Origin of the sequence: Kitasatospora viridis (genome assembly GCF_007829815.1) — a bacterium.
Taxonomy (GTDB): Bacteria; Actinomycetota; Actinomycetes; order Streptomycetales; family Streptomycetaceae; genus Kitasatospora; species Kitasatospora viridis.
Genome location: NZ_VIWT01000001.1, coordinates 5,477,542 through 5,502,809, shown reverse-complemented (window position 1 = coordinate 5,502,809; position 25,268 = coordinate 5,477,542). Strand labels below are relative to the sequence as shown.

Genomic DNA, 25,268 nt, shown 5'->3' with positions numbered 1-25,268 from the left:
TCAACCGCACCCACCCAACACTAACGGTGGGGGTCGTTGTTTCAGAACAACACAGTGGACGCGAGCAACTGAGGACAAGCCCTCGGCCTATTAGTACCGGTCAGCTCCACCCCTTACAGGGCTTCCACATCCGGCCTATCAACCCAGTCGTCTACTGGGAGCCTTACCCTCTCAAGGAGGTGGGAGTGCTCATCTCGAAGCAGGCTTCCCGCTTAGATGCTTTCAGCGGTTATCCCTCCCGAACGTAGCCAACCAGCCATGCCCTTGGCAGGACAACTGGCACACCAGAGGTTCGTCCGTCCCGGTCCTCTCGTACTAGGGACAGCCCTTCTCAACACTCCTACGCGCACAGCGGATAGGGACCGAACTGTCTCACGACGTTCTAAACCCAGCTCGCGTACCGCTTTAATGGGCGAACAGCCCAACCCTTGGGACCTACTCCAGCCCCAGGATGCGACGAGCCGACATCGAGGTGCCAAACCATCCCGTCGATATGGACTCTTGGGGAAGATCAGCCTGTTATCCCCGGGGTACCTTTTATCCGTTGAGCGACGGCGCTTCCACAAGCCACCGCCGGATCACTAGTCCCTGCTTTCGCACCTGCTCGACCCGTCGGTCTCACAGTCAAGCTCCCTTGTGCACTTACACTCAACACCTGATTGCCAACCAGGCTGAGGGAACCTTTGGGCGCCTCCGTTACTCTTTAGGAGGCAACCGCCCCAGTTAAACTACCCACCAGACACTGTCCCTGATCCGGATCACGGACCCAGGTTAGACATCCAGCACGACCAGAGTGGTATTTCAACGGCGACTCCACAATGACTGGCGTCACTGCTTCAAAGTCTCCCACCTATCCTACACAAGCCGAACCGAACACCAATATCAAGCTATAGTAAAGGTCCCGGGGTCTTTCCGTCCTGCTGCGCGAAACGAGCATCTTTACTCGTAATGCAATTTCACCGGGCCTATGGTTGAGACAGTCGAGAAGTCGTTACGCCATTCGTGCAGGTCGGAACTTACCCGACAAGGAATTTCGCTACCTTAGGATGGTTATAGTTACCACCGCCGTTTACTGGCGCTTAAGTTCTCAGCTTCGCCCCATCGAAACAGAGCTAACCGGTCCCCTTAACGTTCCAGCACCGGGCAGGCGTCAGTCCGTATACATCGCCTTACGGCTTCGCACGGACCTGTGTTTTTAGTAAACAGTCGCTTCTCGCTGGTCTCTGCGGCCGGCCCCAGCTCAAGCAGCAAGTGCCATCACCAGTTCCGGCCCCCCTTCTCCCGAAGTTACGGGGGCATTTTGCCGAGTTCCTTAACCATAGTTCACCCGAACGCCTCGGTATTCTCTACCTGACCACCTGAGTCGGTTTGGGGTACGGGCCGCCATGAAACTCGCTAGAGGCTTTTCTCGACAGCATAGGATCATCCACTTCACCACAATCGGCTCGGCATCAGGTCTCAGACTATATGTCGTGCGGATTTGCCTACACGACGTCCTACACCCTTACCCCGGGACAACCACCGCCCGGGCTGGACTACCTTCCTGCGTCACCCCATCGCTCACCTACTACCCTGTTGGATCAGCGGCTCCACCACGTCCCTTCGTCCGAAGACTCCAGGCCGGCTTCACGGCTTTAGCATTCAGAGGTTCAGCGTTGGCGCTTCAAAGCGGGTACGGGAATATCAACCCGTTGTCCATCGACTACGCCTGTCGGCCTCGCCTTAGGTCCCGACTTACCCTGGGCAGATCAGCTTGACCCAGGAACCCTTGGTCAATCGGCGCAAGAGTTTCCCACTCTTGTATCGCTACTCATGCCTGCATTCTCACTCGTATACCGTCCACGACTCGATTCCTCGGCCGCTTCACCCGGCACACGACGCTCCCCTACCCATCACAGCGGGCGTTGGCCCTCATGCTGCAATGACACGACTTCGGTGGTGTACTTGAGCCCCGCTACATTGTCGGCGCGGAATCACTTGACCAGTGAGCTATTACGCACTCTTTCAAGGGTGGCTGCTTCTAAGCCAACCTCCTGGTTGTCTCTGCGACTCCACATCCTTTCCCACTTAGCACACGCTTAGGGACCTTAGTCGGTGTTCTGGGCTGTTTCCCTCTCGACCATGGAGCTTATCCCCCACAGTCTCACTGCCGCGCTCTCACTTACCGGCATTCGGAGTTTGGCTAAGGTCAGTAACCCGGTGAGGCCCATCGCCTATCCAGTGCTCTACCTCCGGCAAGAAACACGCGACGCTGCACCTAAATGCATTTCGGGGAGAACCAGCTATCACGGAGTTTGATTGGCCTTTCACCCCTAACCACAGGTCATCCCCCAGGTTTTCAACCCTGGTGGGTTCGGTCCTCCACACGGTCTTACCCGCGCTTCAACCTGCCCATGGCTAGATCACTCCGCTTCGGGTCTTGGGCATGCAACTCAACCGCCCTATTCGGACTCGCTTTCGCTACGGCTACCCCACACGGGTTAACCTCGCTACACACCGCAAACTCGCAGGCTCATTCTTCAAAAGGCACGCAGTCACGGCCCGCCAGCAAGCTGACGAACGACGCTCCCACGGCTTGTAGGCACACGGTTTCAGGTACTATTTCACTCCGCTCCCGCGGTACTTTTCACCATTCCCTCACGGTACTATCCGCTATCGGTCACCAGGGAATATTTAGGCTTAGCGGGTGGTCCCGCCAGATTCACACGGAATTTCTCGGGCTCCGTGCTACTTGGGAGAAGCTCAAGTGAGCCGTACAGATTTCGCCTACGGGGGTCTTACCCTCTACGCCGGACCTTTCGCATGTCCTTCGACTATCCATACGGTTTCTGACTCACCCAGCCGCCGGCAGACGACTGAAGAACTTTCCCACGACCCCGAAGTGGCAACCCCTGCCGGGTCTCACACCACTACGGTTTAGCCTCATCCGGTTTCGCTCGCCACTACTCCCGGAATCACGGTTGTTTTCTCTTCCTGCGGGTACTGAGATGTTTCACTTCCCCGCGTTCCCTCCACATACCCTATGTGTTCAGGTATGGGTGACAGCCCATGACGACTGCCGGGTTTCCCCATTCGGACACCCCCGGATCAAAGCTCGGTTGACAGCTCCCCGGGGCCTATCGCGGCCTCCCACGTCCTTCATCGGTTCCTGGTGCCAAGGCATCCACCGTGCGCCCTTAAAAACTTGGCCACAGATGCTCGCGTCCACTGTGCAGTTCTCAAACAACGACCAGACACCCACACTCGACACCCGAAGGCACCTCACATGGGACCGGCACTGAGACAACGTTTCCGTTCCCTCAGGACCCAACAACGTGCCCGACACACCAGCATCAACATCCGCGTTCCACGCCCCGAAGAGCAGTACTGACGAACCATCAACCAGTGTGCCGAATAGTCAACGTTCCACCCATGAGCAACCGTGCGAGACATTCGCTCGCATCCGGCCATGTGCTCCTTAGAAAGGAGGTGATCCAGCCGCACCTTCCGGTACGGCTACCTTGTTACGACTTCGTCCCAATCGCTGGTCCCACCTTCGACGGCTCCCTCCCAAGGGTTAGGCCACCGGCTTCGGGTGTTACCGACTTTCGTGACGTGACGGGCGGTGTGTACAAGGCCCGGGAACGTATTCACCGCAGCATGCTGATCTGCGATTACTAGCAACTCCAACTTCATGGGGTCGAGTTGCAGACCCCAATCCGAACTGAGACCGGCTTTTTGGGATTCGCTCCACCTCACGGTATCGCAGCCCTTTGTACCGGCCATTGTAGCACGTGTGCAGCCCAAGACATAAGGGGCATGATGATTTGACGTCGTCCCCACCTTCCTCCGAGTTGACCCCGGCAGTCTCCTGTGAGTCCCCGACATTACTCGCTGGCAACACAGAACAAGGGTTGCGCTCGTTGCGGGACTTAACCCAACATCTCACGACACGAGCTGACGACAACCATGCACCACCTGTATACCGACCACAAGGGGGCGCCTATCTCTAGACGTTTCCGGCATATGTCAAGCCTTGGTAAGGTTCTTCGCGTTGCGTCGAATTAAGCCACATGCTCCGCTGCTTGTGCGGGCCCCCGTCAATTCCTTTGAGTTTTAGCCTTGCGGCCGTACTCCCCAGGCGGGGAACTTAATGCGTTAGCTGCGGCACCGACGACGTGGAATGTCGCCAACACCTAGTTCCCAACGTTTACGGCGTGGACTACCAGGGTATCTAATCCTGTTCGCTCCCCACGCTTTCGCTCCTCAGCGTCAGTAATGGCCCAGAGATCCGCCTTCGCCACCGGTGTTCCTCCTGATATCTGCGCATTTCACCGCTACACCAGGAATTCCGATCTCCCCTACCACACTCTAGCCTGCCCGTATCGAATGCAGACCCGGGGTTAAGCCCCGGGCTTTCACATCCGACGCGACAGGCCGCCTACGAGCTCTTTACGCCCAATAATTCCGGACAACGCTCGCACCCTACGTATTACCGCGGCTGCTGGCACGTAGTTAGCCGGTGCTTCTTCTGCAGGTACCGTCACTTGCGCTTCTTCCCTGCTGAAAGAGGTTTACAACCCGAAGGCCGTCATCCCTCACGCGGCGTCGCTGCATCAGGCTTGCGCCCATTGTGCAATATTCCCCACTGCTGCCTCCCGTAGGAGTCTGGGCCGTGTCTCAGTCCCAGTGTGGCCGGTCGCCCTCTCAGGCCGGCTACCCGTCGTCGCCTTGGTAGGCCATTACCCCACCAACAAGCTGATAGGCCGCGGGCTCATCCTGCACCGCCGGAGCTTTCCACCAACCCCCATGCAGAGGAAGGTAATATCCGGTATTAGACCCCGTTTCCAGGGCTTGTCCCAGAGTGCAGGGCAGATTGCCCACGTGTTACTCACCCGTTCGCCACTGATCCACCCCGAAGGGCTTCACCGTTCGACTTGCATGTGTTAAGCACGCCGCCAGCGTTCGTCCTGAGCCAGGATCAAACTCTCCGTGAATGTCTCCCCGTAATCGGGGCGAACACCCGCGCAGAGCGGCACAGCAACCACCGGAATAGGGCGGCCCCGTGCACTGCGTCCTCGCTAGTGTTTTGTTACTAAAGGAATCTCCAACCCCGATCAGAAGACCGAGGCCGGGGATGTCAACATATCTGGCGTTGACTTTTGACACGCTGTTGAGTTCTCAAGGAACGGACGCTTCCTTCGATCCCGCTCTCGCGTTTTCTCCGGGCGTTTCGTTCTTACTTCGTAGAGCTTATCAGATCCGTTTCGCTCCGATTTACCGGAGTTTCGCCTTCCGACTCGCCCGCCGCCCCTCTCGCGGCGACTCCGGAACTGTACGGGTACCCGGCCGCGACAAGCAAATCGGCCTTCGGGCATTCTGAGCCGCAGTCAGCGGGAGGGATTGATTCGTGAACATGACAGAACAACTGACCGAGGCGATCGGGGCACTGGCCGAGGCCTGCCGGGAGCTCCCGGTGCGGGTGGACCTCTTTCCCGTCACCGGTCCGCACAGCGCAGGAGCGCCGCGCGGCATCGTCGTTCTCCTGCCGGGCGGCGGGCTGAACGCACGGGCGGCGTTCGCGGTGGCCCGGGGGCGCAGTCTGGTGGAGTTCCTCGCCGACCACGGGTACCTGCCGATCGGCATCACCCCGCGCGAGGACGCCGGGGATCCGGCCGAGGCAGCCGAGTGGGGCCTGGCCACCCACCGCACCGACGCCGAGCGGGTGCTCGCCGCCGTCGAGGAGCACCTCGCTCTCCCCTTCGGCCTGCCGCTCGACCTGTTGGGCCACTCGGCCGGGGCCGCGCTCGCGCTCGACCTGGCGGCGCAGCCGGGCAGCACCGCGCGACGGGTGCTGGTGCTGGACACCACCGGTCCGTACGACCCGCAGCGCGAGCCCGAGCTGGTGGAGCGCGCCGAGCGGCTGTGCGCGCAGTTCGAGCAGATGGTCGGGGCGGGCGAGCTGGTCCTCGACCCGGGGCTGAAGGCGTCGTTCGCCGCGGCCGAGCGGGATCCGGAGCTGCGCGGGCGCCTGGAGTTCGCGTTGACCCGCACCGCCGAGCTGCCGGGACCGGCGAACTGGATCTACCACCAGGGCCACAGTGCCGGCGGCCCGGCGCTGGACCTGGACGTCTGGGCGCGGGCGATGGCGGCGCTGGGCAGTGGCGTGCAGCCGACGGCGCTGCTGCGCGACCTGGCCGCGCTCTGGGCCGGCCGCACCGAGGTGTACCGGATCGACTGGTCGGCGATCCGCGCCGAGGTGCGTTGGATCAACGCCGAGCTCGGCCGCGGCGACCACGACCTGGGGCCCCGGCTGGTCCGGGCGGGCGGCGCGGCGGTCGACTACCGGGTGGTGCCCGGGTTCGGGCACGGCGACGTGGTCTGGGCGCCGCAGGCCGAGAACGCGGTCTGGCCGCTGCTCCTCGCGGAGTAGCGGCCAGATCCGGTCGTGCCCGGTCGTGCCCGGTCGTGCTCAGGGGGACGGCGCGCTCAGCGCGCCATCTCCTCGACGATCGCGGCGGCGAAGGCGTCGATGTCCTGCTCCGTGGTGTCGAAGGCGGTCATCCAGCGCACCTCGCCGGTCTGCTCGTTCCAGAAGTAGAAGCGGTAGCGCTTCTGGAGCCGCTCGCTGACCTCGCGCGGCAGGATCGCGAAGACGGCGTTGGCCTGCACCGGGCGGACCACGGTGATGCCGTCGATCTGCCGGACCGCCGCCTCCAGGCGCTGCGCCATGGCGTTGGCGTGCCCGGCGTTGCGCAGCCACAGGTCGCCGGCCAGCAGCGCCTCGAACTGCACCGAGACGAAGCGCATCTTCGAGGCGAGCTGCATCGACATCTTGCGCAGGTACTTGAGGTTGCGGACCCGCTCGGGGTTCAGCACCACCACGGCCTCACCGAGCAGCAGGCCGTTCTTGGTGCCGCCGAACGAGAGCACGTCGACGCCGGCGTCGGTGGTGAACTCGCGGAACGGGCGGCCGAGCGAGGCGGCCGCGTTGCCGAGCCGCGAGCCGTCCATGTGCACGAGCATGCCGCGCTCGTGGGCGTGCTCGCAGATCGCCCGGACCTCGTCGGCGGTGTAGAGGGTGCCGAGCTCGGTGCTCTGGGTGATCGAGACGGCGAGCGGGGCGGCGCGGTGCTCGTCGTCCCAGCCGTAGGCCTGGCGGTCGATCAGCTCGGGGGTGAGCTTGCCGTCCGGCGTGGCGACCAGGTGCAGCTTGATGCCGGCGACCTTCTCCGGCGCGCCGCACTCGTCCACGTTGATGTGGGCGCTCTCGGCGGCGATCACCGCACCCCAGCGGGGCAGCAGCGCCTGGAGCGCGACCACGTTGGCGCCGGTGCCGTTGAAGACCGGGTAGGCCTCGGCCCGGTCGCCGAAGTGGCTCCGGAAGACGGTCTGCAGGTGCTCGGTGTACTGGTCCTCGCCGTAGGCGACCTGGTGGCCGCCGTTGGCGAGCGCGATCGCGGCGAGGACCTCGGGGTGGACACCGGCGTAGTTGTCACTGGCGAACCCGCGCACGGCGGGGTCGTGGTGGCGCACCGCGTCGGTGGTGGTGCTCATCGGGCTGTCAGCCACAGGTGCTGTCCGTTCAGTTCTGCTGCGGGGCGGGACCAGAGGTCCGCCAGCTGGTCGGCGAGGTCGGCGGTCTCGGTGTAGCCGGTGAACTTGGCCTCCGGCTTCTCGGCCCGCATCTCCGGGGAGAGCAGGGCCTTGATCACCAGGATGACGGCCGCCGCGGTCGGGGCGCCCTCCGGGTCGGTGGTCTCCTTGCGGAAGGAGTCCGCCATGGAGAGGGTCCAGGCCTCGGTGGCGGCCTTGGCGGCGGCGTAGGCGGCGCCGCCGGCGGTGGGCTTGTGGGCCGCGGCCGCACCGATCATCGCGAACCGGCCGGCCTCGCTGCGCAGCAGGGCGGGCTGGAAGGCGAGGGTGGTGTGCTGGAGGGTGCGCACCACGGTGTCGTGCAGGAAGTCCCAGTCGTCGATCCGCGAGTCGTGGAAGGTCTTGCTGCCGCGCCAGCCGCCGACCAGGTGGACCAGGCCGTCGACCCGGCCGTGCTCGTTCTCCAGGTGGTCGGCCCAGTCGTGCACCTCCTGCGGGTCGAGCAGGTCGATCACCTGGCCGCTGATCCTGGCGCCGGGCACGTCGGTGGCGACCGAGGCGATGGCCTGGTCGAGGCGCTGCTGGTCGATGTCGGCGCCGATCACGGTGGCGCCGCCGGCGGCGAGCCGGCGCAGGGTGGCGCGTCCGGCCGGGCCGCTGGCACCGGCTACCGCGATGACCTTGCCGTCGAGTCCGAGCGGGCTCACGCCGCAACCTCCTGGATACCCGCGCCGGTGATGCCGGCGGTGGCGGCGATCACGCCGCGCAGCTTCTTGGACAGGGCTTCGTAGAACATGCTGAGCGGGAACTCGTCGGGGTGGACGGCGTCGCAGAGCGCCTTGTTGAGCGCCCGTCCTTCGCTCCCGTCCAGCGGCAGCGCCTCGGCGCCCTTGGCCCAGGTGGAGGCCGGGTGCGGGGTGAGGTAGCGGGAGACCAGCTGGTAGGCGGCGATCCAGTGCGCGGTCTTCGGGCGGTCGATGCCGGCCCGGTAGAGCTGCTCGATCTCGGTGCAGAGCGCGTTGGTGACCTCGGCGACCCGGTCCCAGTCGATGGTCAGCCGGTTGTCGCGCCAGCGCAGCGCGTCGTTCTGGTGCAGGTAGGCGAAGAGCAGCTGGCCGCCCATGCCGTCGTAGTTGCGGACCCGGCCGCCGGTGACCGGGAAGCGGAAGAGGCGGTCGAAGAGGATCGCGTACTGCACGTCGCGGCCCTGCTGGTAGCCCTCGGCCTCCAGCCGGACGGCCTCCTTGAAGGCGGTCAGGTCGCAGCGCAGCTCCTCCAGGCCGTACATCCAGAACGGGCTGCGCTGCTTGATCATGAAGGGGTCGAACGGCAGGTCGCCGTGGCTGTGGGTGCGGTCGTGCACCAGGTCCCAGAGGACGAAGGTCTGCTGGGCGCGCTCCTGGTCGTCGATCAGCGCGGCGGCGTCCTCGGGGATGTCGAGGCCGAGCAGCTGGACGGCGGAGGTGGAGACGGCGCGGAAGCGGGCGGCCTCGCGGTCGCAGAAGATGCCGCCCCAGGTGAACCGCTCGGGGGCCTGGCGGACGGCGACGGTCTCCGGGAAGAGCACGGCGGAGTTCGTGTCGTAGCCGGCGGTGAAGTCGGCGAAGGTGATCGGCACGAACATCGGGTTGTCGAAGCGGGTGCGCTCCAGCTCGGCCAGCCAGTCGGGCCAGACGACGTTGAGCAGCACGGCCTCCAGGTTGCGGTCCGGGTTGCCGTTCTGGGTGTACATCGGGAAGACGACCAGGTGCGGCAGTCCGTCGACGCGGTCGGCGGCGGGCTGGAAGGCGAGCAGCGAGTCGAGGAAGTCGGGCTCCCGGTAGCCGGCCTCGGCCCACTTGCGCAGGTCGGCCTGGACGGCCTCCAGGTAGTCGGCGTCGTGCGGGAAGTGCGGGGCCAGCTCCTGGATGGCGCCCAGCACGGTGTCCAGCAGCGGGTCGACGGTGGAGCGCTGGACGGCGTTCAGGTCGATCGAGCCGTCCTCGGCCTGCAGCGGGCGCAGCTCCTCGACGGTCGTCTTGAGGCGCAGCCAGGCGGGATGGTCGGCGAGGGCCGTCGCGGGAAGGTCGGCCGCCGCAGCGAGCTTCGACGAAAGATTCTGCATGGGAGACCTGCTTCGACAGAAGTTATTGAGTCAAGAACACGATAAGGACGAAAGGTTCTCCTGTTCAAGGGGGGATCGATGAGAGAATCTCCGGGCGATCCCGCTGATCGCCGCAAACCCTTGCGGCGCAGCCGATTTGGCAGCAGATCGGACCAGCGGATCGATCCGAGCCTCCCGGGCGCCCGCGGGCCGCGCCACCCGGGCGGGGCCGGTCGGCGCTGCCCGGCGCGCGCCGTCAGGGCCGTCGAGCTGCGCACTTCCGTGCGCCCCCGTGCGCGCCCTGCTCCCGGACGGTCGCCCTGGGTGATCGTGGACTGTCCCGCGCGCACCGAGGCCGGAGGGGAGCAGTCGAATGCACGGACCGGTCGTCCTGAGCGTGCTGCTGGCGCTGCTCACCGCCGCCACCGGCACCCTCTGCCTGCTGCGGATGCGCACCGGCGGTGCCCGGCACGGCTCGCGGGGAAGTGACGCGGCGGAGGCCGCGATGGGCCTGGGCACGGCCGCGATGATCACCCTCGGCGACCGGTTGCCGGCCCCGCTCTGGGTGGTGCTCTTCGGCCTGCTCGGCGCCGCCTCGGTGGCCGCCGCGCTGGCCCCGGGCGCCGTCGGCCGCCGGGCGCACCGGCTGCACCACGCGGTGGGCGCGGCCGCGATGGCCTACATGGCGCTGGCGATGCGCGGCCCGGACCGGCACCCGGGGATGGCGATGCCGATGGGCCTGCCGCTGCTCACCGGTCTGCTGCTGCTCTACTTCGGCTGCTACGCGCTCTGGTCCGGCTCCCGGCTGCTGACCGCCGGCGGACCGGTCGCCGGCCCGGCGGGCGGGCCGGTCCCGCAGGCCTGCCGACTCGCCATGGGCGTGGGCATGTTCGCGATGCTGCTGGCACTCTGAGGGCCGGTGCGTGGCACCCGTCGCCCGGGGCGTGGTGGTCTTGGTCACGGCGGCGACCGGGTGGTTCTCCCCCGCCCGGCGAGGGCCTAGATTGACCGCAGCGCACTCTCGCGCCCGCCCCTGGGGGGACCTGCTGCCATGACGGCCCTGCTCGGCCTGCTGCTGCTCGGCGCCCTGTTCGCCACCGCCGGGCCCCTGACGCTGGCCCGGGCCCGGTGGGCCGATCGCGAGCCGGTGCTCGCGCTGCTGGTCTGGCAGTGCCTGGTGGTCGCGGTGCTGCTCTGCTGCCTGCTCAGCCTGCTGCTCTCGCTCTCGGCCGGGCTGCCCGGGGCGCGCGGGCTGCTGTTCCGCGGTGCGCCGCCCGGCGTCGGGGCCGCCTACGGGCTGGCCGGCGACGAGGGCTGGGGCCGGTTCTGCGCCGCGCTGCTGGCCGCGGGCGGGCTGTGGACGGCCGTCTCGCTGGTCCGGGAGATCCGCGCGGCGCGCGCCCTGCGGGACAGTCGGCACCGCGAACTGGCGAGCCGCTCGCCGGAGTTGCCGCCGGGCGCCGGGGACCAGCCGACCCGCCGGGAGCGCCTGGTGGTGCTGGAGAGCGGGCGTCCCGAGGCCTGGTCGCTGCCCGGCCCGCAGTCCCGGCTGGTGGTGACCACCGGGGCGCTGAGCCGGCTGACCGACCGTGAGCTGGCCGCCGTGCTGAGCCACGAGCGCGGGCACGTGCGGGCCCGGCACCACTGGCTCTCCCAGGTCTCCCAGGCGCTGGCCGCGGGCTTCCCCCGGGTCGGGGTGTTCACCGCGTTCCGCGACCAGGTGGGCGAGTTGGTGGAGTGGGCCGCCGACGACCGGGCGGCGCGCCGGCACGGCCGGGTGATCACGGCGCACGCGATGGTGGAGATCAACGCGGGGCGCGGGGTCTTCGGCTCCTGCGCGGGCGAGCTGCCGCCGGGTCAGCTGGCCCAGGCGCCGCGGCGGGTGGACCGGCTGCTGGCCGGCGAGCCGCGGCTGCCGGTGCTCACCCGGCTGTGGCTGACCCTGCTGGCGCTGGCCGCGCCGGCGGCTCCGCTGCTGCTCGCGGTGGCCCCGGGGCTCGGCGCGCTGCGCTGACGCTGCGCCGGTCCGCCGGGTGGGCCGGCGTCAGCCGCAGGTGACCTGACGGGCCGTCAGGGTGCGCCGGAGCACCTCGCGGTGGAGCGGGCGGGCCTGTTCGTAGCGCTGCCTGCCGTCCTCGGAGAGCAGCACGAAGACGCCGCGCCGGTCCTCGGGGCACATGTGCCGCTCGACCATGCCGTTCTTCTCCAGCCGCCCGATCAGCCGGGACAGCGCGCTCTGGCTGAGGTGGACCTTCTCGGCCAGCTCCTGGACCCGCACCTTGCCCCCGCAGTCGAGGTCCTCGGCGAGCCGCTCCAGCACTTCGAACTCGCTCATGCCGAGCCCGAAGTGCTCACCCAGTTCACGGTCGAGCGCGCATGCGGTGGCCGCGTGGCGGGCCAGCAGCTCACGCCACTCGGCGACCAAGTCGGCCGCGGGGGCCGGGTCATCGTTCGGCATGGCCGCATCCTACCAGATGCACGTGAACTATATGCGTCGGCACTAGATTCACTTGCATTGGATGCATATGCATGTAGTCTCCTCCCCATGACGCCCACGACGACCACGACCACCACCCACGACGGATCACCCGGCAAGCCCGCCAAGGCCACTGACGCACCATCGGACGCCGTGCAATGGAGCCCCCGGCTCTGGGGCACCCTGATCGTGCTCTGTGCCGCGCTCTTCCTGGACGCGCTGGACGTCTCGATGGTCGGCGTCGCCCTGCCCTCGATCGGCTCCGACCTGAAGCTCTCCACCTCGACCCTGCAGTGGGTGGTCTCCGGCTACGTGCTGGGCTACGGCGGCCTGCTGCTGCTCGGCGGCCGGGCCGCCGACCTGCTCGGCCGGCGCCGGGTCTTCCTGGTCGCGCTCGCGGTCTTCGCCGCCGCCTCGCTGCTCGGCGGGGTGCTGGACGACGGCGGCCTGCTGATCGGCGCCCGCTTCCTCAAGGGCGCCAGCGCCGCGTTCACCGCGCCGGCCGCCCTCTCCATCATCACCACGACCTTCCCCGAGGGTCCGGCCCGCAACAAGGCGCTGTCGATCTTCACCACCTGCGGCGCCAGCGGCTACTCGCTGGGCCTGGTGCTCAGCGGCCTGCTCACCTCGGTCGGCTGGCGCTGGACCTTCCTGATGCCGGTGCCGGTCGCGGTGATCGCGCTGGTCTTCGCCCTGCGGGTGCTCCCCCGGCACGCCCACGAGCGCGGCAACGGCGGCTACGACGTGGCCGGCGCGATCACCGGCACGGTGGCGCTGCTGCTGCTGGTCTTCACCGTGACCGAGGCGCAGAACGTCGGCTGGGCCAGTGCCCGCACGATCGCCTCGCTGGCCGTGGTGGCGGTGCTGCTCGCCGTCTTCCTGCGGATCGAGCAGCGCACCGCGCACCCGCTGGTCCGGCTCGGCATCTTCCGCAACGGCAGCGTGGCCCGGGCCAACCTGGCCGCCTTCACGCTGATGGGTTCCTACGCCGGCTTCCAGTTCGTGGTCGCGCTCTACCTGCAGCAGACCCTGCACTGGTCGGCGCTGGAGATGGGCTTCGCGTTGCTGCCGGCCGGCGCGCTGGTGGCGCTCTCGGCGACCCGGATGGGCAAGATCGTGGACCGCTTCGGCACCGGCCGGCTGCTGCCGCTGGGCAGCCTGGCGATGGTGCTCGGCTACCTGCTCTTCCTGCGGCTCGGCGCGCACAGCGGCTTCCTCGGCCTGGTGCTGCCGACCATGGTGCTGCTGGGCATCGGCTTCGCGCTCTTCTACCCCTCGGCCAACATCGCCGCGACCAACGGCGTGGCCGACGAGGAGCAGGGCCTGGCCTCCGGCCTGGTGAACACCGCGATGCAGATCGGCAACGCGCTGGTGCTCGCGGTGACCACCGCGGTGCTGACCGCCGACGGCCACGGCGGCGGGACGGCCGGCCAACTGCACGGCTACCGCGCGGCGGTGCTGCTGGTCACCGGGGTCGCGGTGGTGGCCCTGCTGGTGACCTCGGCCGGCGCGCTGCTGGACCGCCGGCGGGCCGCGCCGCTGCCCCCGGTGCCCGACTACGATTACCGGCGGACCGAGGAGACCGCGGCGGCCCTGGAGGAGCGGGTCTGACGGACCGGCAGCAATCCTGAACCCCACGCCCATCGGGTCGGCGCCGCGCGCCGCCCGGTGGGCGCCGGTCTCACCAGTCCCCCGTTCTGGTGAGGCCGACGCCGGACCCGTACAGGCCCCGCGCCCGCCTTCGTCCAGGACGCAGAGCCGGTCTCCCTCGGACAAGTATATTGACCAAGGGCCAACCAACGTACGGAGCTGACACGATGGCACCTCGCGGGGAATCGGTCAACGAGGAGATGCGGCTGCGCTCCCGCCGGCGACTGATGCGCGCCACGGTCGAACTGGTCGACCAGCGCGGTTACGCGGCCACCACACTGGCCGACATCGCCGAGCGCGCCGGGCTCGCCCGCGGCCTGGTCTCCTACTACTTCGACGGCAAACGACTCCTGATGCAGTCGGCCACCCACCGCCTGATGCACCTCGAACTGGCCGCGGCGCTCGGCGAGCTGGCGCCGGACGCCTGCCCGCAGCAGCGGCTGGCGGCGGCGATCGACCAGGTGTTGCGGACCGCGCTGGACCACCCCCGGGTGATGCGCTCGCACCTGGCGCTGATGCTCGACCCGGACACCGGCGGCTTCGTGCAGGACCCGGAGCAGCAGCAGCTCGGCGCGATCCTGCGCGAGGTGCTGGCCGACTGGGGCGCCGACGACCCGGCGGCCGAGCACGCGGTGCTGCGCAGCGCCCTGATGGGCGGCTGCATCGGTGTGCTGCTGCCCGGGGCGCAGACCCCGTTGCCGCCGATCCGGGCCGACCTGTTCGCCCGCTACCGGCTGCCCTGGCGGATGGGCCGGCCGCCGCAGCCGGACGACCCGGGCCGGCCGGAGTGGACCGGGCCGACCTCCTGACGCCGCCGCGGTCGGACCTGCCGGGCCCGCCCGGAGCGGGTCAGTTCTCCGCGAGGCTTCAGTTCTCCGCGAGGATGGTGCGCAGCAGGTCGATGGTCTGCTCGGGGGTCAGGCTGTCCACGCAGAGCCGCTCCATCACCTGCACGTACTCGTCCACGTCGTCCCGCTTGTCCAGGTAGAGCGCGCTGGTGAGCTGCTCCAGGTAGACCACGTCGGCCAGGTCCTGTTCGGGGAAGCGCAGGATGCTGAACGCCCCGCTCTCCCCGGCGTGCGCGCCGAACCGGAACGGCATCACCTGGACCACCACGTTGGGCTGCTCGGCGATGTCGATCAGGTACTGGAGCTGACCGCGCATCACCTTCGGCCCTCCGACCGGGCGGCGCAGCGCCGCCTCGTCGATCACCGCCCACAGCCGCGGCCCCTGGCCCTCGGCCAGCAGGGCCTGGCGGCGCAGCCGCAGGCCGACCAGCCGCTCGATCTCCTCCTCACTGAGCACCGGGCGGCTCTGCGCGAAGACCGCCCGCGCGTAGGCCTCGGACTGCAGCAGGCCGGGGATGAACTGCACCTCGTAGGTGCGGATCAGCGAGGCGGCCTCCTCCAGCCCGACGTAGGTCTGGAACCACCCGGGCAGCACGTCGCTGAAGCTGTGCCACCAGCCGGACTTGTTGGCCTCGCGGACCAGGCCGAGCAGCTGCTCGCGCTCCTCGCCGTCGGTCACCCCGTAGAGGGTGAGCAGGTCGGCGACGTCGCGCTCCTTGAAGCTGACCCGGCCGAGCTCCATGCGGCTGATCTTGGACTCGGAGGCGCGGATCGCGTAACCGGCGTCCTCCCTGGTGACCGCGCGGGCCTCGCGCAGCCGGCGCAGCTGGGAGCCCAGGAGGATCCGGCGCACCATCGAACCGCCGCCGGGCTGCACTGTGGTCATGCCGTGGGAACCTCCGACTCAGGAAATCAGCGCACAGTCTGCCATCATCCGGCCGCTCAGCGTGCCTGTACCAGTACAAGGATCTACCAATTCTGCATCAGCACGTCCATCGGCACGTCCATTCGCACGTTCCGATGCACGTGCATCCGGCGCCTGCATATGCCAAAGGTGCGACTGCACGTGAATCGACTCTTGCATCCGCCGTGAGCACAGAGCACGATGGTGCACGTGCAGTTGCACGCCCCCTGTGACAGTCCCGCAGGCTCCGCTGTCGACCCCTGGCACTTGGTCGAGAGGCAGGCGAAGCGGCCGAGCGAGTCGGAGGTGACCGGCATGACCCCGCCGGGTCCAGCCGTGTCTGCCCCCTTATGGGAGGAGCTCTTCATGGGCACCGGTACGGCCCTGGCCGTCGATCCTGACGTGGTGACGTGTACGCTCGCCCCCCGCTACGACGCGGTGAAGACCGCCCGCGACTTCGCCAGAACCTCCTTGTGCAGCTGGGGCCTTGACGATCTGTTCGACGACGTCGCCCTGGTCGCCTCGGAGCTGGTGACCAACGCCCTGCGGCACGCGATCGGCCGGCCCACCGCGGCCGACCTGCCGGGGCAGCAGCTCCCGCAGCAGCCCGGCCCGTTCGAGGGACGGCTGCCGATCCGGATCAGCCTGGTCCACCGGGGCAACCAACTGGTCTGCGCGGTCAGCGATCCGAGCAGCCAGGGGCCGGTCACCAGGGAGGCCGACTTCGTCGCCGAGTCGGGCCGCGGCCTGCACCTGGTGGACTCCTTCAGCAAGTCCTGGGGCTGGCACCCGCTGGCCTCCGGCACCGGCAAGGTGGTCTGGGCGCTCTTCCAGGCCGAGGAGGCGCCGGCGGGCATGTCGTCCATCGGACTGGACTCCTCGGTCGGCCGGCACCGCCGCTCCGCCTGAGGCACCGCTCCGCACCACCCAGCCCAGCTCCGCACCGCCCAGCCGAAACACCGAACGCCGCGCCAGTGCGCGGCGTTTCGCTTTTCCGGGGCCGGGGCGCGACCGGTCGCTGGACCCGGGCACGAAGAAGAGCCGCCACGGGAACGGTGGGCCACCCCATGACGGCTCTCGGCACAACCACCCGGTGCAGCGGGCGGACTGACGGCCGATCAGGCGACCAGGTGGTCGAACTCGCCGTCCTTGACGCCCAGCAGCATCGCCTCGATCTCGTCCCGGGTGTAGATCAGGGCCGGCCCGTCCGGGAAGCGCGAGTTGCGCATCGCGACCGAGCCGCCCGGCAGTGCGGCGAACTCCACGCAGTTCCCCTTGGAGTTGCTGTGCCGGCTCTTCTGCCAGACCACGCCATCGAGGTCGGTTGCCGGCATGCCGTTGTACGTGTGGTGCATCGAATTCTCCCAAGAGCTGGAGTGCTCATAGCGCTCGGCGCCCGACCGCTCCGGCCGCCGGCCGCCTCCGGCTCGTACGGGCAGGGCGAATGCCTTACTTGTCGTGATGATAACGCTAATGCACGTGCATCGGCATGCGATTTTGCGCGTGCACGGTGTCGCTTTCAGCGTGACAAATCATCACCAACCCGGCACATCACATGGGGCATAACCGGACAGATGAGGACGCGTCAGACGCTGATCCGTCACCCCGCGTGGAGATTGACGTCCGCGCGAGACTGACTGGTTCAACCATTGACGACGCAGAACGGCGCCCGGTTCCGCACCGATCCCCTCACCCTCCGTCACATCCGGTGCCACGGTGGGCCGCTGGGCCCGGGGGCGCCCCGGGAATCCGCGCAGCTGGGGGGCCGACCGGCAGCCCGATGCGGCCGGATCGCGCGTATGTCCTACGATGCTGCGCCATGAGCACTGCAGCCATCCCGGGCGCACCACTGCCCGTCCGCACGCCAGGCTCCCGGGCACGGGGGCGCCACCGTCGGCCCGAGCGGCCCGAGGTCCCGGCGGGTTCGCCCGCACTGATCCTCGCCGTGCCGGGCCCGGCGACGCCCGAGTCGGTGGCGGTGGCCGAGGAGCTGATGTCGATGGTCCGGGGCGATCACCCCGGCATCGAGCTGCTGGCCGGCTGGCTGCCCGGTCCTGACATGGAGATCCCGGCCCAGATGGGCCCGACCGTGGCCGAGCTGCTGGTCAGCGCCGCCGAGGCCGGGGTGCCGACGCCGGTGCTGCTGCCGCTGCTCGCCGGTCCGCACCCGCTGCTGGACCAGCTGCACGAGCTGGGCGAGCAGGCCGGCGCGGTGGTCACCGACGCACTCGGCCCGCACCCGCTGCTGGCCGAGGCCGTGCACGTGCGGCTCTCCGAGGCCGGACTGGCCCGGGCCGACCGGGCCCGGCTGTTCGCCATCACCACCGCGGCCGACGGCGTGGTGCTGACCACCGCCGGCGGCGAGGAGGCGGTCGCGGCCGCCGGGATCACCGGCGTCCTGCTGGCGGCCCGACTGGCGGTGCCGGTGGTGGCCGCCGCGCTGGACGTGCCGGGCTCGGTGCTCGCCGCGGTGGAGCACCTGCGGGCCACCGGTGCCCAGCAGCCCGCGCTGGCGCCGCTGGTGCTCGGCCCCGAGGTGGACCCCGAGCTGCTGCTCACCGCCTCCGAGGACACCGGCTGCCCGAGCGCGGCCCCGGTCGGCGCGTACCCGACGGTGGGTCAGCTGATCGCCTCGGCGTACCTGGCGGTGCTGCCACAGGTGCTGCCGGAGGGCGGCGCCGAGGAGGGCACCCAGGAGCTCGACGGCGAGCCGGCCGCGCACGCCTCGGCCGGGGCCGAACCGTCGGCCGCGCAGGGCGCCCTGGAGGCCGCCGAGGAGGCCTGAGACCCCCTGGCCGGCTGCGACTGACCGTGCGGCCCCGCTCCGACCCGGAGCGGGGCCGCACGGCTTTTGCGCGCCCCGAGGCCGGCGGACGGGCTGATGGACCGACAGAAGGTGCAAAACGGACATGTGTCGACGGTTTGACGAATGGTCTCGAAACGGTAACCCCGGCGTGTCGCGAGCCGCCCGGATCCCGGAATGCGGGCGCCGGCCGAGCCCTGGGCGAGCCCGGATTTTGAACGCGCAGTCAGTCTGAAACGACGGCAATTCCGGTACGCACCAAGCACATTGCCGATCCGCCAGCCGACGCCCCCTCAGCTGCTAGCACACCTTGATCTTGAAGAGCCGGTGAAGGCGGTGTGATGCTGCTCACAGCTGTTTGCGGATTGAACTTATCTCTGTCTAACGTGCTCCCCGTTCGTGGTCACACGGACCCAGCGAGCCGGACGCCGAGTCCTGCCACCGGCGCTGCTGGCGGTGCGAAAACGCAACCAGGGCAGGAGCGGGGGAACCAGGTAAGCCGCCCCGGGAGACCGGGGCTAGGGGTGAAGCCGCGCACAGCGCGGCCGGGCAACTCCAGCCCGAATCCGACAGCTCACCTCGTAGGCGTAGGAGAGGAACGCTTCTCAATGCTGCCCACTACTGGCACGAACCGTACGTCCCGCACCGCCAAGCGCGCGATCGCCGCCACCGGCCTGCTCGGCCTCGGCCTGGCCCTGCCGTGCATCACCGCCACCACCGCCTCTGCCGCGCCGGTCTCGGTCTGGGACAAGGTCGCCGCTTGTGAGAGCACCAACGACTGGTCCATCAACACCGGCAACGGCTTCTACGGCGGACTGCAGTTCACCTCCTCGACCTGGGCCGCCTACGGCGGCACCCAGTACGCCCCCGAGGCCAACCAGGCCACCAAGGACCAGCAGATCTCCGTCGCCGAGAAGGTGCTCGCCGACCAGGGCCCCGGTGCCTGGCCGGTCTGCTCCATCGAGGCGGGCCTGACCGCCGGCGGCGCCCCCGCCGACGTCAACCCGGGTGGCTCGGCCCAGTCGGCCCCGGCCCAGCAGGCCGCCCCGGCCCAGGCCCCGCAGTCCGACCAGTCCACCCAGTCCGCCCCGTCCACCCAGGGCAACTCGGGCGGCCAGGGCGGCGACCACCACGGCCGCCACCACAACGCCCAGCAGCCCGCCGCGCAGGCCCAGAGCTACACCGTGGTCGCCGGCGACTGGCTCTCCACCATCGCCCAGAAGCACGACGTGCAGGGCGGCTGGCAGAAGCTCTACGACCTCAACAAGTCGGTGCTGACCCAGGGTCCGGACGTCATCTACCCGGGCGAGCAGCTGGTGCTGGCCGTCGCCTCCGCGCCGGTCCAGCAGAGCTCGGACGACTCCACCGCCCCCGCACAGGCGCCGGCCACCCCGGTCCGCACCGCCAGCGTGCAGACCGCCGCTCCGGCCCAGGCCACCGGCTCGATGGCCGCCGCCGTCAACTTCGCCGAGTCCAAGGTCGGCCAGGCCTACGTCTGGGGCGGCAGCAGCAACGGCGGCTGGGACTGCTCCGGCCTGACCCAGGCCGCGCTGGCCCAGGCCGGCATCTCCATCCCGCGGGTCGCGGCCGACCAGGCCGCCGTCACCACCCGGGTGTCGCTGGACAGCCTGCAGCCGGGCGACCTGCTGTTCTGGTCGAACGACGGCACCGACGCGGGCGTCTACCACGTCGGCATCTACATCGGGAACGGCCAGTACGTCGAGGCCGCCAACCCCAGCGCGGGCGTGAAGTTCGAGACCATCTCCAACTACACCCCGGACTTCGCCGGCCGGGTCTGACCCACCGCCAGTCCGTCTTGACACCGCAGGGCCGCTCCCCGTCACGGGGGGCGGCCCTGCGGTTTCCGCCAGGCGCACCGGCGGGCATGCTGGGATCTCCACTACCGGAGGGAGCCCGCCGTGCCCAAGGTGACCGTCAGCCTGGACGCCGACCTCGCCATCGACGTGATGATGCTCAGCGGTGCCGCCAATCCGCAGGACGCGGTGGAACTGATCGTCCGTGACTACCTGGCCCGCAGCCGCCGCACCGAGGCCCGCACCGGCACCCCGGACGACTCCGCCCGGCTGACCCGCGAGCAGCGCCCGCACACCGAGGGCTGAACGCGCGCGAACCCGCCGGCGGCCCGGGTCGGGCCGTCGGCGGGTTCGGTCGTCGTCGCGTCAGCGGTGGTGGGTCAGCGGTGGTGGGCCGCGCCGGTGGAGCCGCGCATCACCAGCTCGGGCTGGAACATGAACTCCGCGCGCTGGGCCGGCTCGCCGCTGATCTCCTCCAGCAGGGCGTCCACGGCGGTGGTGGCCATCGCCTCGACCGGCTGGCGGATGGTGGTCAGCGGGGGCTCGGTGAAGGCGATCAGCGGGGAGTCGTCGAAGCCGACCACCGAGACGTCGCCCGGCACGCTCAGGCCGCGCTGGCGCACCGCGCGGATCGCGCCGAGCGCCATCATGTCGCTGCCGCAGACGATCGCCGTGCAGCCCCGGTCCAGCAGCACGCCCGCCGCCGAGTGGCCGCCCTCCACGCTGAACAGGGTGGAGTGCACCAACTCCTCGGCCTCGGCCTCGGTGCGGCCGAGCACCGCCCGTATCGCCGCGGTGAAGCCCTCGATCTTGCGCTGCACCGGCACGTACCGGCGCTGGCCGACCGCCAGGCCGATCCGCTCGTGGCCCAGCTCGGCCAGGTGCTGCACCGCCATCCACATGGCGGCCCGGTCGTCCGGCGAGACGAACGGCGCGGCGATCCGCTCGCTGTACCCGTTGATCAGCACGAACGGCACCTGGCGCCCGGTCAGCTTGGCGTACCGGTCGTGGTCGGCCGTGGTGTCGGCGTGCAGGCCGGAGACGAAGACGATGCCCGCGACCTGGCGGTCCACCAGCATCTCGACCAGCTCGTCCTCGGTGGATCCGCCCGGCGTCTGGGTGCAGAGCACCGGGGTGTAGCCGTGCCGGCTGAGCACCTGCTCGATCACCTGGGCCAGGGCCGGGAAGATCGGGTTGCTCAGCTCCGGGGTGATCAGGCCGATCAGCCCGGCGCTGCGCTGGCGCAGCCGGGTCGGCCGTTCGTAACCGAGCACGTCCAAGGCGGCCAGCACGGTCTGCCGGGTGGTCGCGGAGACGCCCGCCTTGCCGTTGAGCACCCGGCTGACGGTCGCTTCGCTGACCCCCGCCTGAGCGGCGATGTCCGAGAGTCGCGCGGTAGTCACGACCCCAGAGCCTATTGCAACCATGTCAGACCGCCCACCAGCCGGTGCTGTCCGGTGCCAGCACCCCGGGCCGGCCCGGCTCCGCGGAGCCGAGCAGCAGGGTCCCCGGAACCTCGAACTCGACCGGCAGCGCAGTGGTGTTGACGGCGCAGACGAAGCCGTCGCGGCGGAACGCCAGCACCCCGGCCGGGGCCTCCAGCCACTCGACGGCCTCGCCCGCACCCAGCTCGGGGCGCTCCCGGCGGACGGTGAGCGCCCGGCGGTAGAGCTCCAGGGTGGAGTCCGGGTCGCCGGTCTGCGCCGCCACGCTCAGCCCGGCCCACTCGGCCGGCTGCGGCAGCCAACTCGGGCCGCCCTCGCGGGGCCCGAAGCCGTAGGGGGCGGCGGCGCCGGACCACGGGATCGGCACCCGGCAGCCGTCCCGGAAGCCGTCCTGGCCGCTGGCCCGGAAGAACGAGGGGTCCTGGCGGACCTCGTCGGGCAGGTCGGTGACGTCCGGCAGGCCGAGCTCCTCGCCCTGGTAGAGGTAGGCCGAGCCGGGCAGCGCGAGCATCAGCAGGGTGGCCGCCCGGGCCCGCCGCAGGCCCAGCGCGCGGTCGCCGGGTTCGCGCAGCTGGGTGCCGCCGGGCGGGTTGGCGAACCGGGTGGCGTGCCGGGTCACGTCGTGGTTGGAGAGCACCCAGGTGGTGGGCGCGCCGACCGGGCGCATCGCGGCGAGCGAGCGGTCGATCACCAGGCGCAGCTCCGCGGCGTCCCAGGCGGTGCCCAGGTACTGGAAGTTGAAGGCCTGGTGCATCTCGTCGGGGCGCACGTAGTTGGCGGTGCGCTCGACGGTGGGGGTCCAGGCCTCGGCGACCAGGATCCGCTGGCCGGGGTACTCGTCGAGGATCTGACGCCAGGTCCGGTAGATCTCGTGCACGCCGTCCTGGTCGAAGAACGGCATCACGTCGTTGCCGAGCAGCTTCAGCTGGTCGTGGGCGCCGAGGTCGGGCAGGCCGGGGGCCTTGACCAGGCCGTGCGCGACGTCCACCCGGAAGCCGTCCACGCCCATGTCCAGCCAGAACCGCAGGATCGAGCGGAACTCGTCGGCGACGGCCCGGCTGTCCCAGTTGAAGTCGGGCTGCTCGGGGGCGAACAGGTGCAGGTACCAGTCCCCCGGCGTGCCGTCGGGGTTCTCGGTCCGGGTCCAGGCCGGGCCGCCGAAGATGGACTCCCAGTCGTTGGGCGGCAGTTCGCCGTCCTCGCCCTTGCCGGGGCGGAAGTGGTAGCGCTCGCGCAGAGGGGACGCAGGACCCTCGCGCAGCGCCCGCTGGAACCACTCGTGCTGGTCCGAGGAGTGGTTGGGGACCAGGTCCACGATGATCCGCAGGCCCAGCCGGTGGGCGTCCCGGATCAGCCCGTCGGCGTCCAGCAGGGTGCCGAACATCGGGTCCACGGCGCGGTAGTCGGCCACGTCGTAGCCCGCGTCGGCCTGCGGGGAGGCGTAGAACGGGGAGAGCCAGACCGCGTCCACGCCGAGCTCGCGCAGGTGCGGCAGCCGGCTGCGGATGCCGGGCAGGTCGCCCATGCCGTCGCCGTTGGCGTCGGCGAAACTGCGCGGGTACACCTGGTAGATGACCGCGTCCCGCCACCAGCCTCTGGACGCACCGTCAGCGGTGGCGCCGGCGGAGGTCGGCCGGGGGGTGTCGGCCGCGCTCTGGGTCATGGAAGCCTGGGTCATCAGGAGGATCCCTTGGAAACGTGGAGAGGCTGGGTGGCGTAGGAGAGTTGACGATACGTCAGGACTTTGCGGCGCCTGCCGTCAAGCCGGTGACCAGGTTCTTCTGGACCAGGTAGAAGAGCGCGGTGACCGGGATCGCGATCAGCACGGCGGTGGCGGCCATCAGGTTCCACTGGCTCTCGTACTGGCTGACGAAGGTGGTCAGGCCCACCGCGAGGGTGTACTTGTCCGAGCTGAGCATGAAGGTGGAGGCGAACGGCACCTCGGCCCACGCGGTCAGGAACGAGTAGAACGCGGCGACCGCCAGGCCCGGGCGGGCCAGCGGCAGGATCAGCCGCCAGAAGGTGCCGAACGGGCTCAGCCCGTCCACCCGGCCGGCCTCGTCGATCTCGGTCGGGATGGTGTCGAAGTAGCCCTTCAACAGCCAGGCGCAGTACGGCACGGTGGTGGTCGAGTAGACCAGGATCAGCCCGCCGTAGCTGTCCAGCAGGTTGAGGCTGGCCATGATGTAGTACATCGGCACGATCAGCACCGCGATCGGGAACATCTGGGTCGCCAGCAGCGACCACATCAGCGGGCGCAGGCCCGGGAACTTCATCCGGGAGACCGCGTAGCCGGTGCTGGCCGCGATCAGCACGCCGAACAGCGCGGTGCCGCCGGCCACGATCAGCGAGTTGCCGAACCAGGTCAGGAAGTCGGTCTGGCCGAGCACCTTGGAGAAGTTGGCGAAGCTGGCCTTGCCGGCGATCTGCCCGGGGTGCAGGTAGTCCGTCTTGTCCGGGCCGAGCGAGATGTAGAAGATCCACAGCACCGGGAAGACCGCGATCAGCGCGGCCAGCCCGAGCACGGTGTGGGTCAGCGCGGCCCCGGCGCGGCTGGGCTCGCCGCGCCGGCGGGACTTGGCGGGCGCGGCCGCGCCGGCGGGGGCGCCGGTCGCCCGGGTGGTGAGGTCGGTGGTGGTGCTCATCTGTGGCCCTTCCTGGGTGGTCCGGTGTGCCTGCTCGACTGGTGGCGCGTCAGACGGCGCTCTGGTCGGCGCGCTTGAGCCAGCGCTGGTAGAAGGCCGTGAAGACGATCAGGATGGAGAGCAGGATGATCCCGTAGGTCGCCGACTGCGCGTAGTCGCGCGGCAGTTGGCCGAAGCCCAGCTGGTAGGCCCAGGTGACCAGGATCTGCACGTCCGGCGCGTTGTTCTTGCCGAACAGCAGGTAGATGATGGTGAACTGGTTGAACGTCCAGATCACGCCGAGCAGCACCACGGTGCTGCTGACCGAACGCAGGCCCGGCAGGGTCACGTTGCGGAAGCGCTGCCAGGCGTTGGCGCCGTCCATCTCGGCCGCCTCGTACAGTTCGGCGGGGATCGCCTGCAGGCCGCCGAGCAGCGAGACCATCATGAACGGCACCCCGCACCAGGTGTTGACCAGGATCGCGGCGGCCTTCTGCGCCAGCGGGTCCTCCAGCCAGTTCGGCTGCGGCAGGTGGGCGAAGCTCAGCAGGTTGTTGACCAGGCCGCCGTCGGCCAGCATCAGGCGCCAGGAGAAGACCGTCACGAAGCTCGGCACGGCCCACGGCACGATGAGCATCAGCCGGTAGAAGGTGCGCCCGCGCATCTTCTGGTTGAGCAGCAGTGCCAGGCCCAGCCCGAGGCTGAAGTGCAGCACCACGCAGGTCACCGTCCACACGACGGTCCAGACGAAGTGCGACCAGAACCGGTCGTACGAGCCGGGGCCGAAGAGCACGTCGGTGTAGTTGTGCAGCCCGACGAACTTGAAGGTGTCGGGGATGTGGTTCACCCCGACGGTGTGCCCCACGTTGAGGCTGTTCGCGTCGGTCAGCGTCAGGTAGATGCCGCGGCCGAGCGGGTAGGCGACCAGCACCCCCAGCACGATCACCACGGGCGCGGCCATCGCGTAGGCGTACCAGTACGTGCTGTACGAGCGCTTCAGGCTCTTCACCAGGGCTGTCATGGGGGTGGGGCACCTTCTCCGAGTC

Annotated in this window: 19 protein-coding genes, 2 rRNA genes and 1 riboswitch; of the genes, 9 read left to right on the top strand and 12 right to left on the bottom strand. The window is 69.2% G+C overall.

Annotated features, from left to right (window positions below; translation table 11 throughout):
* Positions 1 to 70: 70 nt before the first annotated feature.
* Together FHX73_RS24655 and FHX73_RS24650 are read right to left on the bottom strand one after the other, a co-directional pair.
* Positions 71 to 3,190, bottom strand: a 23S ribosomal RNA gene (locus tag FHX73_RS24655).
* A 271-nt stretch (positions 3,191 to 3,461) separates the two neighbouring features.
* Positions 3,462 to 4,976: ribosomal RNA gene (locus tag FHX73_RS24650) — 16S ribosomal RNA — on the bottom strand.
* Together the 16S and 23S rRNA genes form the textbook arrangement of a ribosomal RNA operon.
* A 419-nt stretch (positions 4,977 to 5,395) precedes the next feature.
* Between FHX73_RS24650 and FHX73_RS24640 the strand changes: the two genes are divergently transcribed.
* A complete protein-coding gene (locus FHX73_RS24640; protein WP_145907087.1) occupies positions 5,396 to 6,412 on the top strand; it encodes a hypothetical protein in 1,017 nt (338 codons plus the stop codon).
* A 56-nt stretch (positions 6,413 to 6,468) separates the two neighbouring features.
* Here FHX73_RS24640 and FHX73_RS24635 read toward each other — a convergent pair whose 3' ends face one another.
* Genes FHX73_RS24635 through FHX73_RS24625 form a run of 3 tightly spaced genes read right to left on the bottom strand, consistent with a single transcriptional unit; the run spans position 6,469 to position 9,679 of the window.
* A complete protein-coding gene (locus FHX73_RS24635) occupies positions 6,469 to 7,536 on the bottom strand; it encodes a threonine aldolase family protein (RefSeq protein ID WP_211786251.1) in 1,068 nt (355 codons plus the stop codon).
* Positions 7,533 to 8,282 carry an SDR family oxidoreductase gene (locus FHX73_RS24630; RefSeq protein WP_145907085.1) on the bottom strand — a complete coding sequence of 250 codons (750 nt, stop codon included), beginning with the start codon at positions 8,280 to 8,282 and terminating at the stop codon, positions 7,533 to 7,535. Before FHX73_RS24630 ends, FHX73_RS24635 begins: the two co-directional genes overlap by 4 nt.
* On the bottom strand, positions 8,279 to 9,679 hold the full coding sequence (locus FHX73_RS24625) for a DUF6421 family protein (RefSeq protein WP_145907084.1): 1,401 nt from the start codon (positions 9,677 to 9,679) through the stop codon (positions 8,279 to 8,281). Before FHX73_RS24625 ends, FHX73_RS24630 begins: the two co-directional genes overlap by 4 nt.
* Positions 9,680 to 10,031: 352 nt before the next feature.
* Here FHX73_RS24625 and FHX73_RS24620 point away from each other — a divergent pair, with 352 nt between their 5' ends.
* On the top strand, positions 10,032 to 10,571 hold the full coding sequence (locus FHX73_RS24620) for a DUF5134 domain-containing protein (protein WP_145907083.1): 540 nt from the start codon (positions 10,032 to 10,034) through the stop codon (positions 10,569 to 10,571).
* A gap of 138 nt (positions 10,572 to 10,709) precedes the next feature.
* Positions 10,710 to 11,672 carry a M56 family metallopeptidase gene (locus tag FHX73_RS24615; RefSeq protein ID WP_145907082.1) on the top strand — a complete coding sequence of 321 codons (963 nt, stop codon included), beginning with the start codon at positions 10,710 to 10,712 and terminating at the stop codon, positions 11,670 to 11,672.
* 30 nt (positions 11,673 to 11,702) lie between these two features.
* On the opposite strand, the gene FHX73_RS24610 is transcribed toward FHX73_RS24615, so the two are convergent.
* A complete protein-coding gene (locus tag FHX73_RS24610) occupies positions 11,703 to 12,116 on the bottom strand; it encodes a MarR family winged helix-turn-helix transcriptional regulator (RefSeq protein WP_145907081.1) in 414 nt (137 codons plus the stop codon).
* An 87-nt stretch (positions 12,117 to 12,203) separates the two neighbouring features.
* Here FHX73_RS24610 and FHX73_RS24605 point away from each other — a divergent pair, with 87 nt between their 5' ends.
* Together FHX73_RS24605 and FHX73_RS24600 are read left to right on the top strand one after the other, a co-directional pair.
* Positions 12,204 to 13,745: an MFS transporter gene (locus FHX73_RS24605; RefSeq protein ID WP_145907080.1), complete on the top strand. Its 1,542-nt coding sequence runs from the start codon at positions 12,204 to 12,206 to the stop codon at positions 13,743 to 13,745.
* Between the two features lie 206 nt (positions 13,746 to 13,951).
* Complete coding sequence (locus FHX73_RS24600) at positions 13,952 to 14,593, top strand: TetR/AcrR family transcriptional regulator (protein ID WP_145907079.1); 642 nt, start codon at positions 13,952 to 13,954, stop codon at positions 14,591 to 14,593.
* A gap of 58 nt (positions 14,594 to 14,651) precedes the next feature.
* On the opposite strand, the gene FHX73_RS24595 is transcribed toward FHX73_RS24600, so the two are convergent.
* The gene (locus tag FHX73_RS24595) at positions 14,652 to 15,518 is read right to left on the bottom strand and encodes a helix-turn-helix domain-containing protein (protein WP_145907078.1); all 867 of its coding nucleotides are present in this window, start codon (positions 15,516 to 15,518) and stop codon (positions 14,652 to 14,654) included.
* Between the two features lie 384 nt (positions 15,519 to 15,902).
* Here FHX73_RS24595 and FHX73_RS24590 point away from each other — a divergent pair, with 384 nt between their 5' ends.
* Complete coding sequence (locus tag FHX73_RS24590; RefSeq protein ID WP_246213697.1) at positions 15,903 to 16,445, top strand: ATP-binding protein; 543 nt, start codon at positions 15,903 to 15,905, stop codon at positions 16,443 to 16,445.
* A gap of 209 nt (positions 16,446 to 16,654) precedes the next feature.
* Here the strand turns inward: FHX73_RS24590 and FHX73_RS24585 are convergent, their stop codons facing one another.
* Positions 16,655 to 16,891, bottom strand: a complete 237-nt coding sequence (locus tag FHX73_RS24585; protein ID WP_145907077.1) for a DUF397 domain-containing protein — start codon at positions 16,889 to 16,891, stop codon at positions 16,655 to 16,657.
* A 464-nt stretch (positions 16,892 to 17,355) separates the two neighbouring features.
* Here FHX73_RS24585 and FHX73_RS24580 point away from each other — a divergent pair, with 464 nt between their 5' ends.
* From FHX73_RS24580 to FHX73_RS24570, 3 genes are all read left to right on the top strand, one after another.
* Positions 17,356 to 18,321, top strand: a complete 966-nt coding sequence (locus tag FHX73_RS24580; protein ID WP_246213696.1) for a sirohydrochlorin chelatase — start codon at positions 17,356 to 17,358, stop codon at positions 18,319 to 18,321.
* A 473-nt stretch (positions 18,322 to 18,794) separates the two neighbouring features.
* A riboswitch (cyclic di-AMP (ydaO/yuaA leader) is annotated at positions 18,795 to 18,942 on the top strand.
* A 5-nt stretch (positions 18,943 to 18,947) separates the two neighbouring features.
* Complete coding sequence (locus tag FHX73_RS24575; protein ID WP_145907076.1) at positions 18,948 to 20,138, top strand: transglycosylase family protein; 1,191 nt, start codon at positions 18,948 to 18,950, stop codon at positions 20,136 to 20,138.
* Positions 20,139 to 20,258: 120 nt separating this feature from the next.
* Positions 20,259 to 20,459 (top strand): hypothetical protein, encoded by a 201-nt coding sequence (locus FHX73_RS24570; RefSeq protein ID WP_145907075.1) that lies wholly within the window; start codon positions 20,259 to 20,261, stop codon positions 20,457 to 20,459.
* Positions 20,460 to 20,533: 74 nt separating this feature from the next.
* On the opposite strand, the gene FHX73_RS24565 is transcribed toward FHX73_RS24570, so the two are convergent.
* From FHX73_RS24565 to FHX73_RS24550, 4 genes are all read right to left on the bottom strand, one after another.
* Positions 20,534 to 21,556, bottom strand: a complete 1,023-nt coding sequence (locus FHX73_RS24565) for a LacI family DNA-binding transcriptional regulator (RefSeq protein ID WP_425461419.1) — start codon at positions 21,554 to 21,556, stop codon at positions 20,534 to 20,536.
* 25 nt (positions 21,557 to 21,581) lie between these two features.
* On the bottom strand, positions 21,582 to 23,261 hold the full coding sequence (locus FHX73_RS24560; protein ID WP_145908500.1) for a glycoside hydrolase family 13 protein: 1,680 nt from the start codon (positions 23,259 to 23,261) through the stop codon (positions 21,582 to 21,584).
* A 73-nt stretch (positions 23,262 to 23,334) separates the two neighbouring features.
* Complete coding sequence (locus FHX73_RS24555) at positions 23,335 to 24,243, bottom strand: sugar ABC transporter permease (RefSeq protein WP_145907073.1); 909 nt, start codon at positions 24,241 to 24,243, stop codon at positions 23,335 to 23,337.
* 49 nt (positions 24,244 to 24,292) lie between these two features.
* Entirely contained in the window at positions 24,293 to 25,243 is a 951-nt protein-coding gene (locus FHX73_RS24550; protein WP_145907072.1) for a carbohydrate ABC transporter permease, read from the bottom strand.
* Positions 25,244 to 25,268 lie beyond the last annotated feature (25 nt).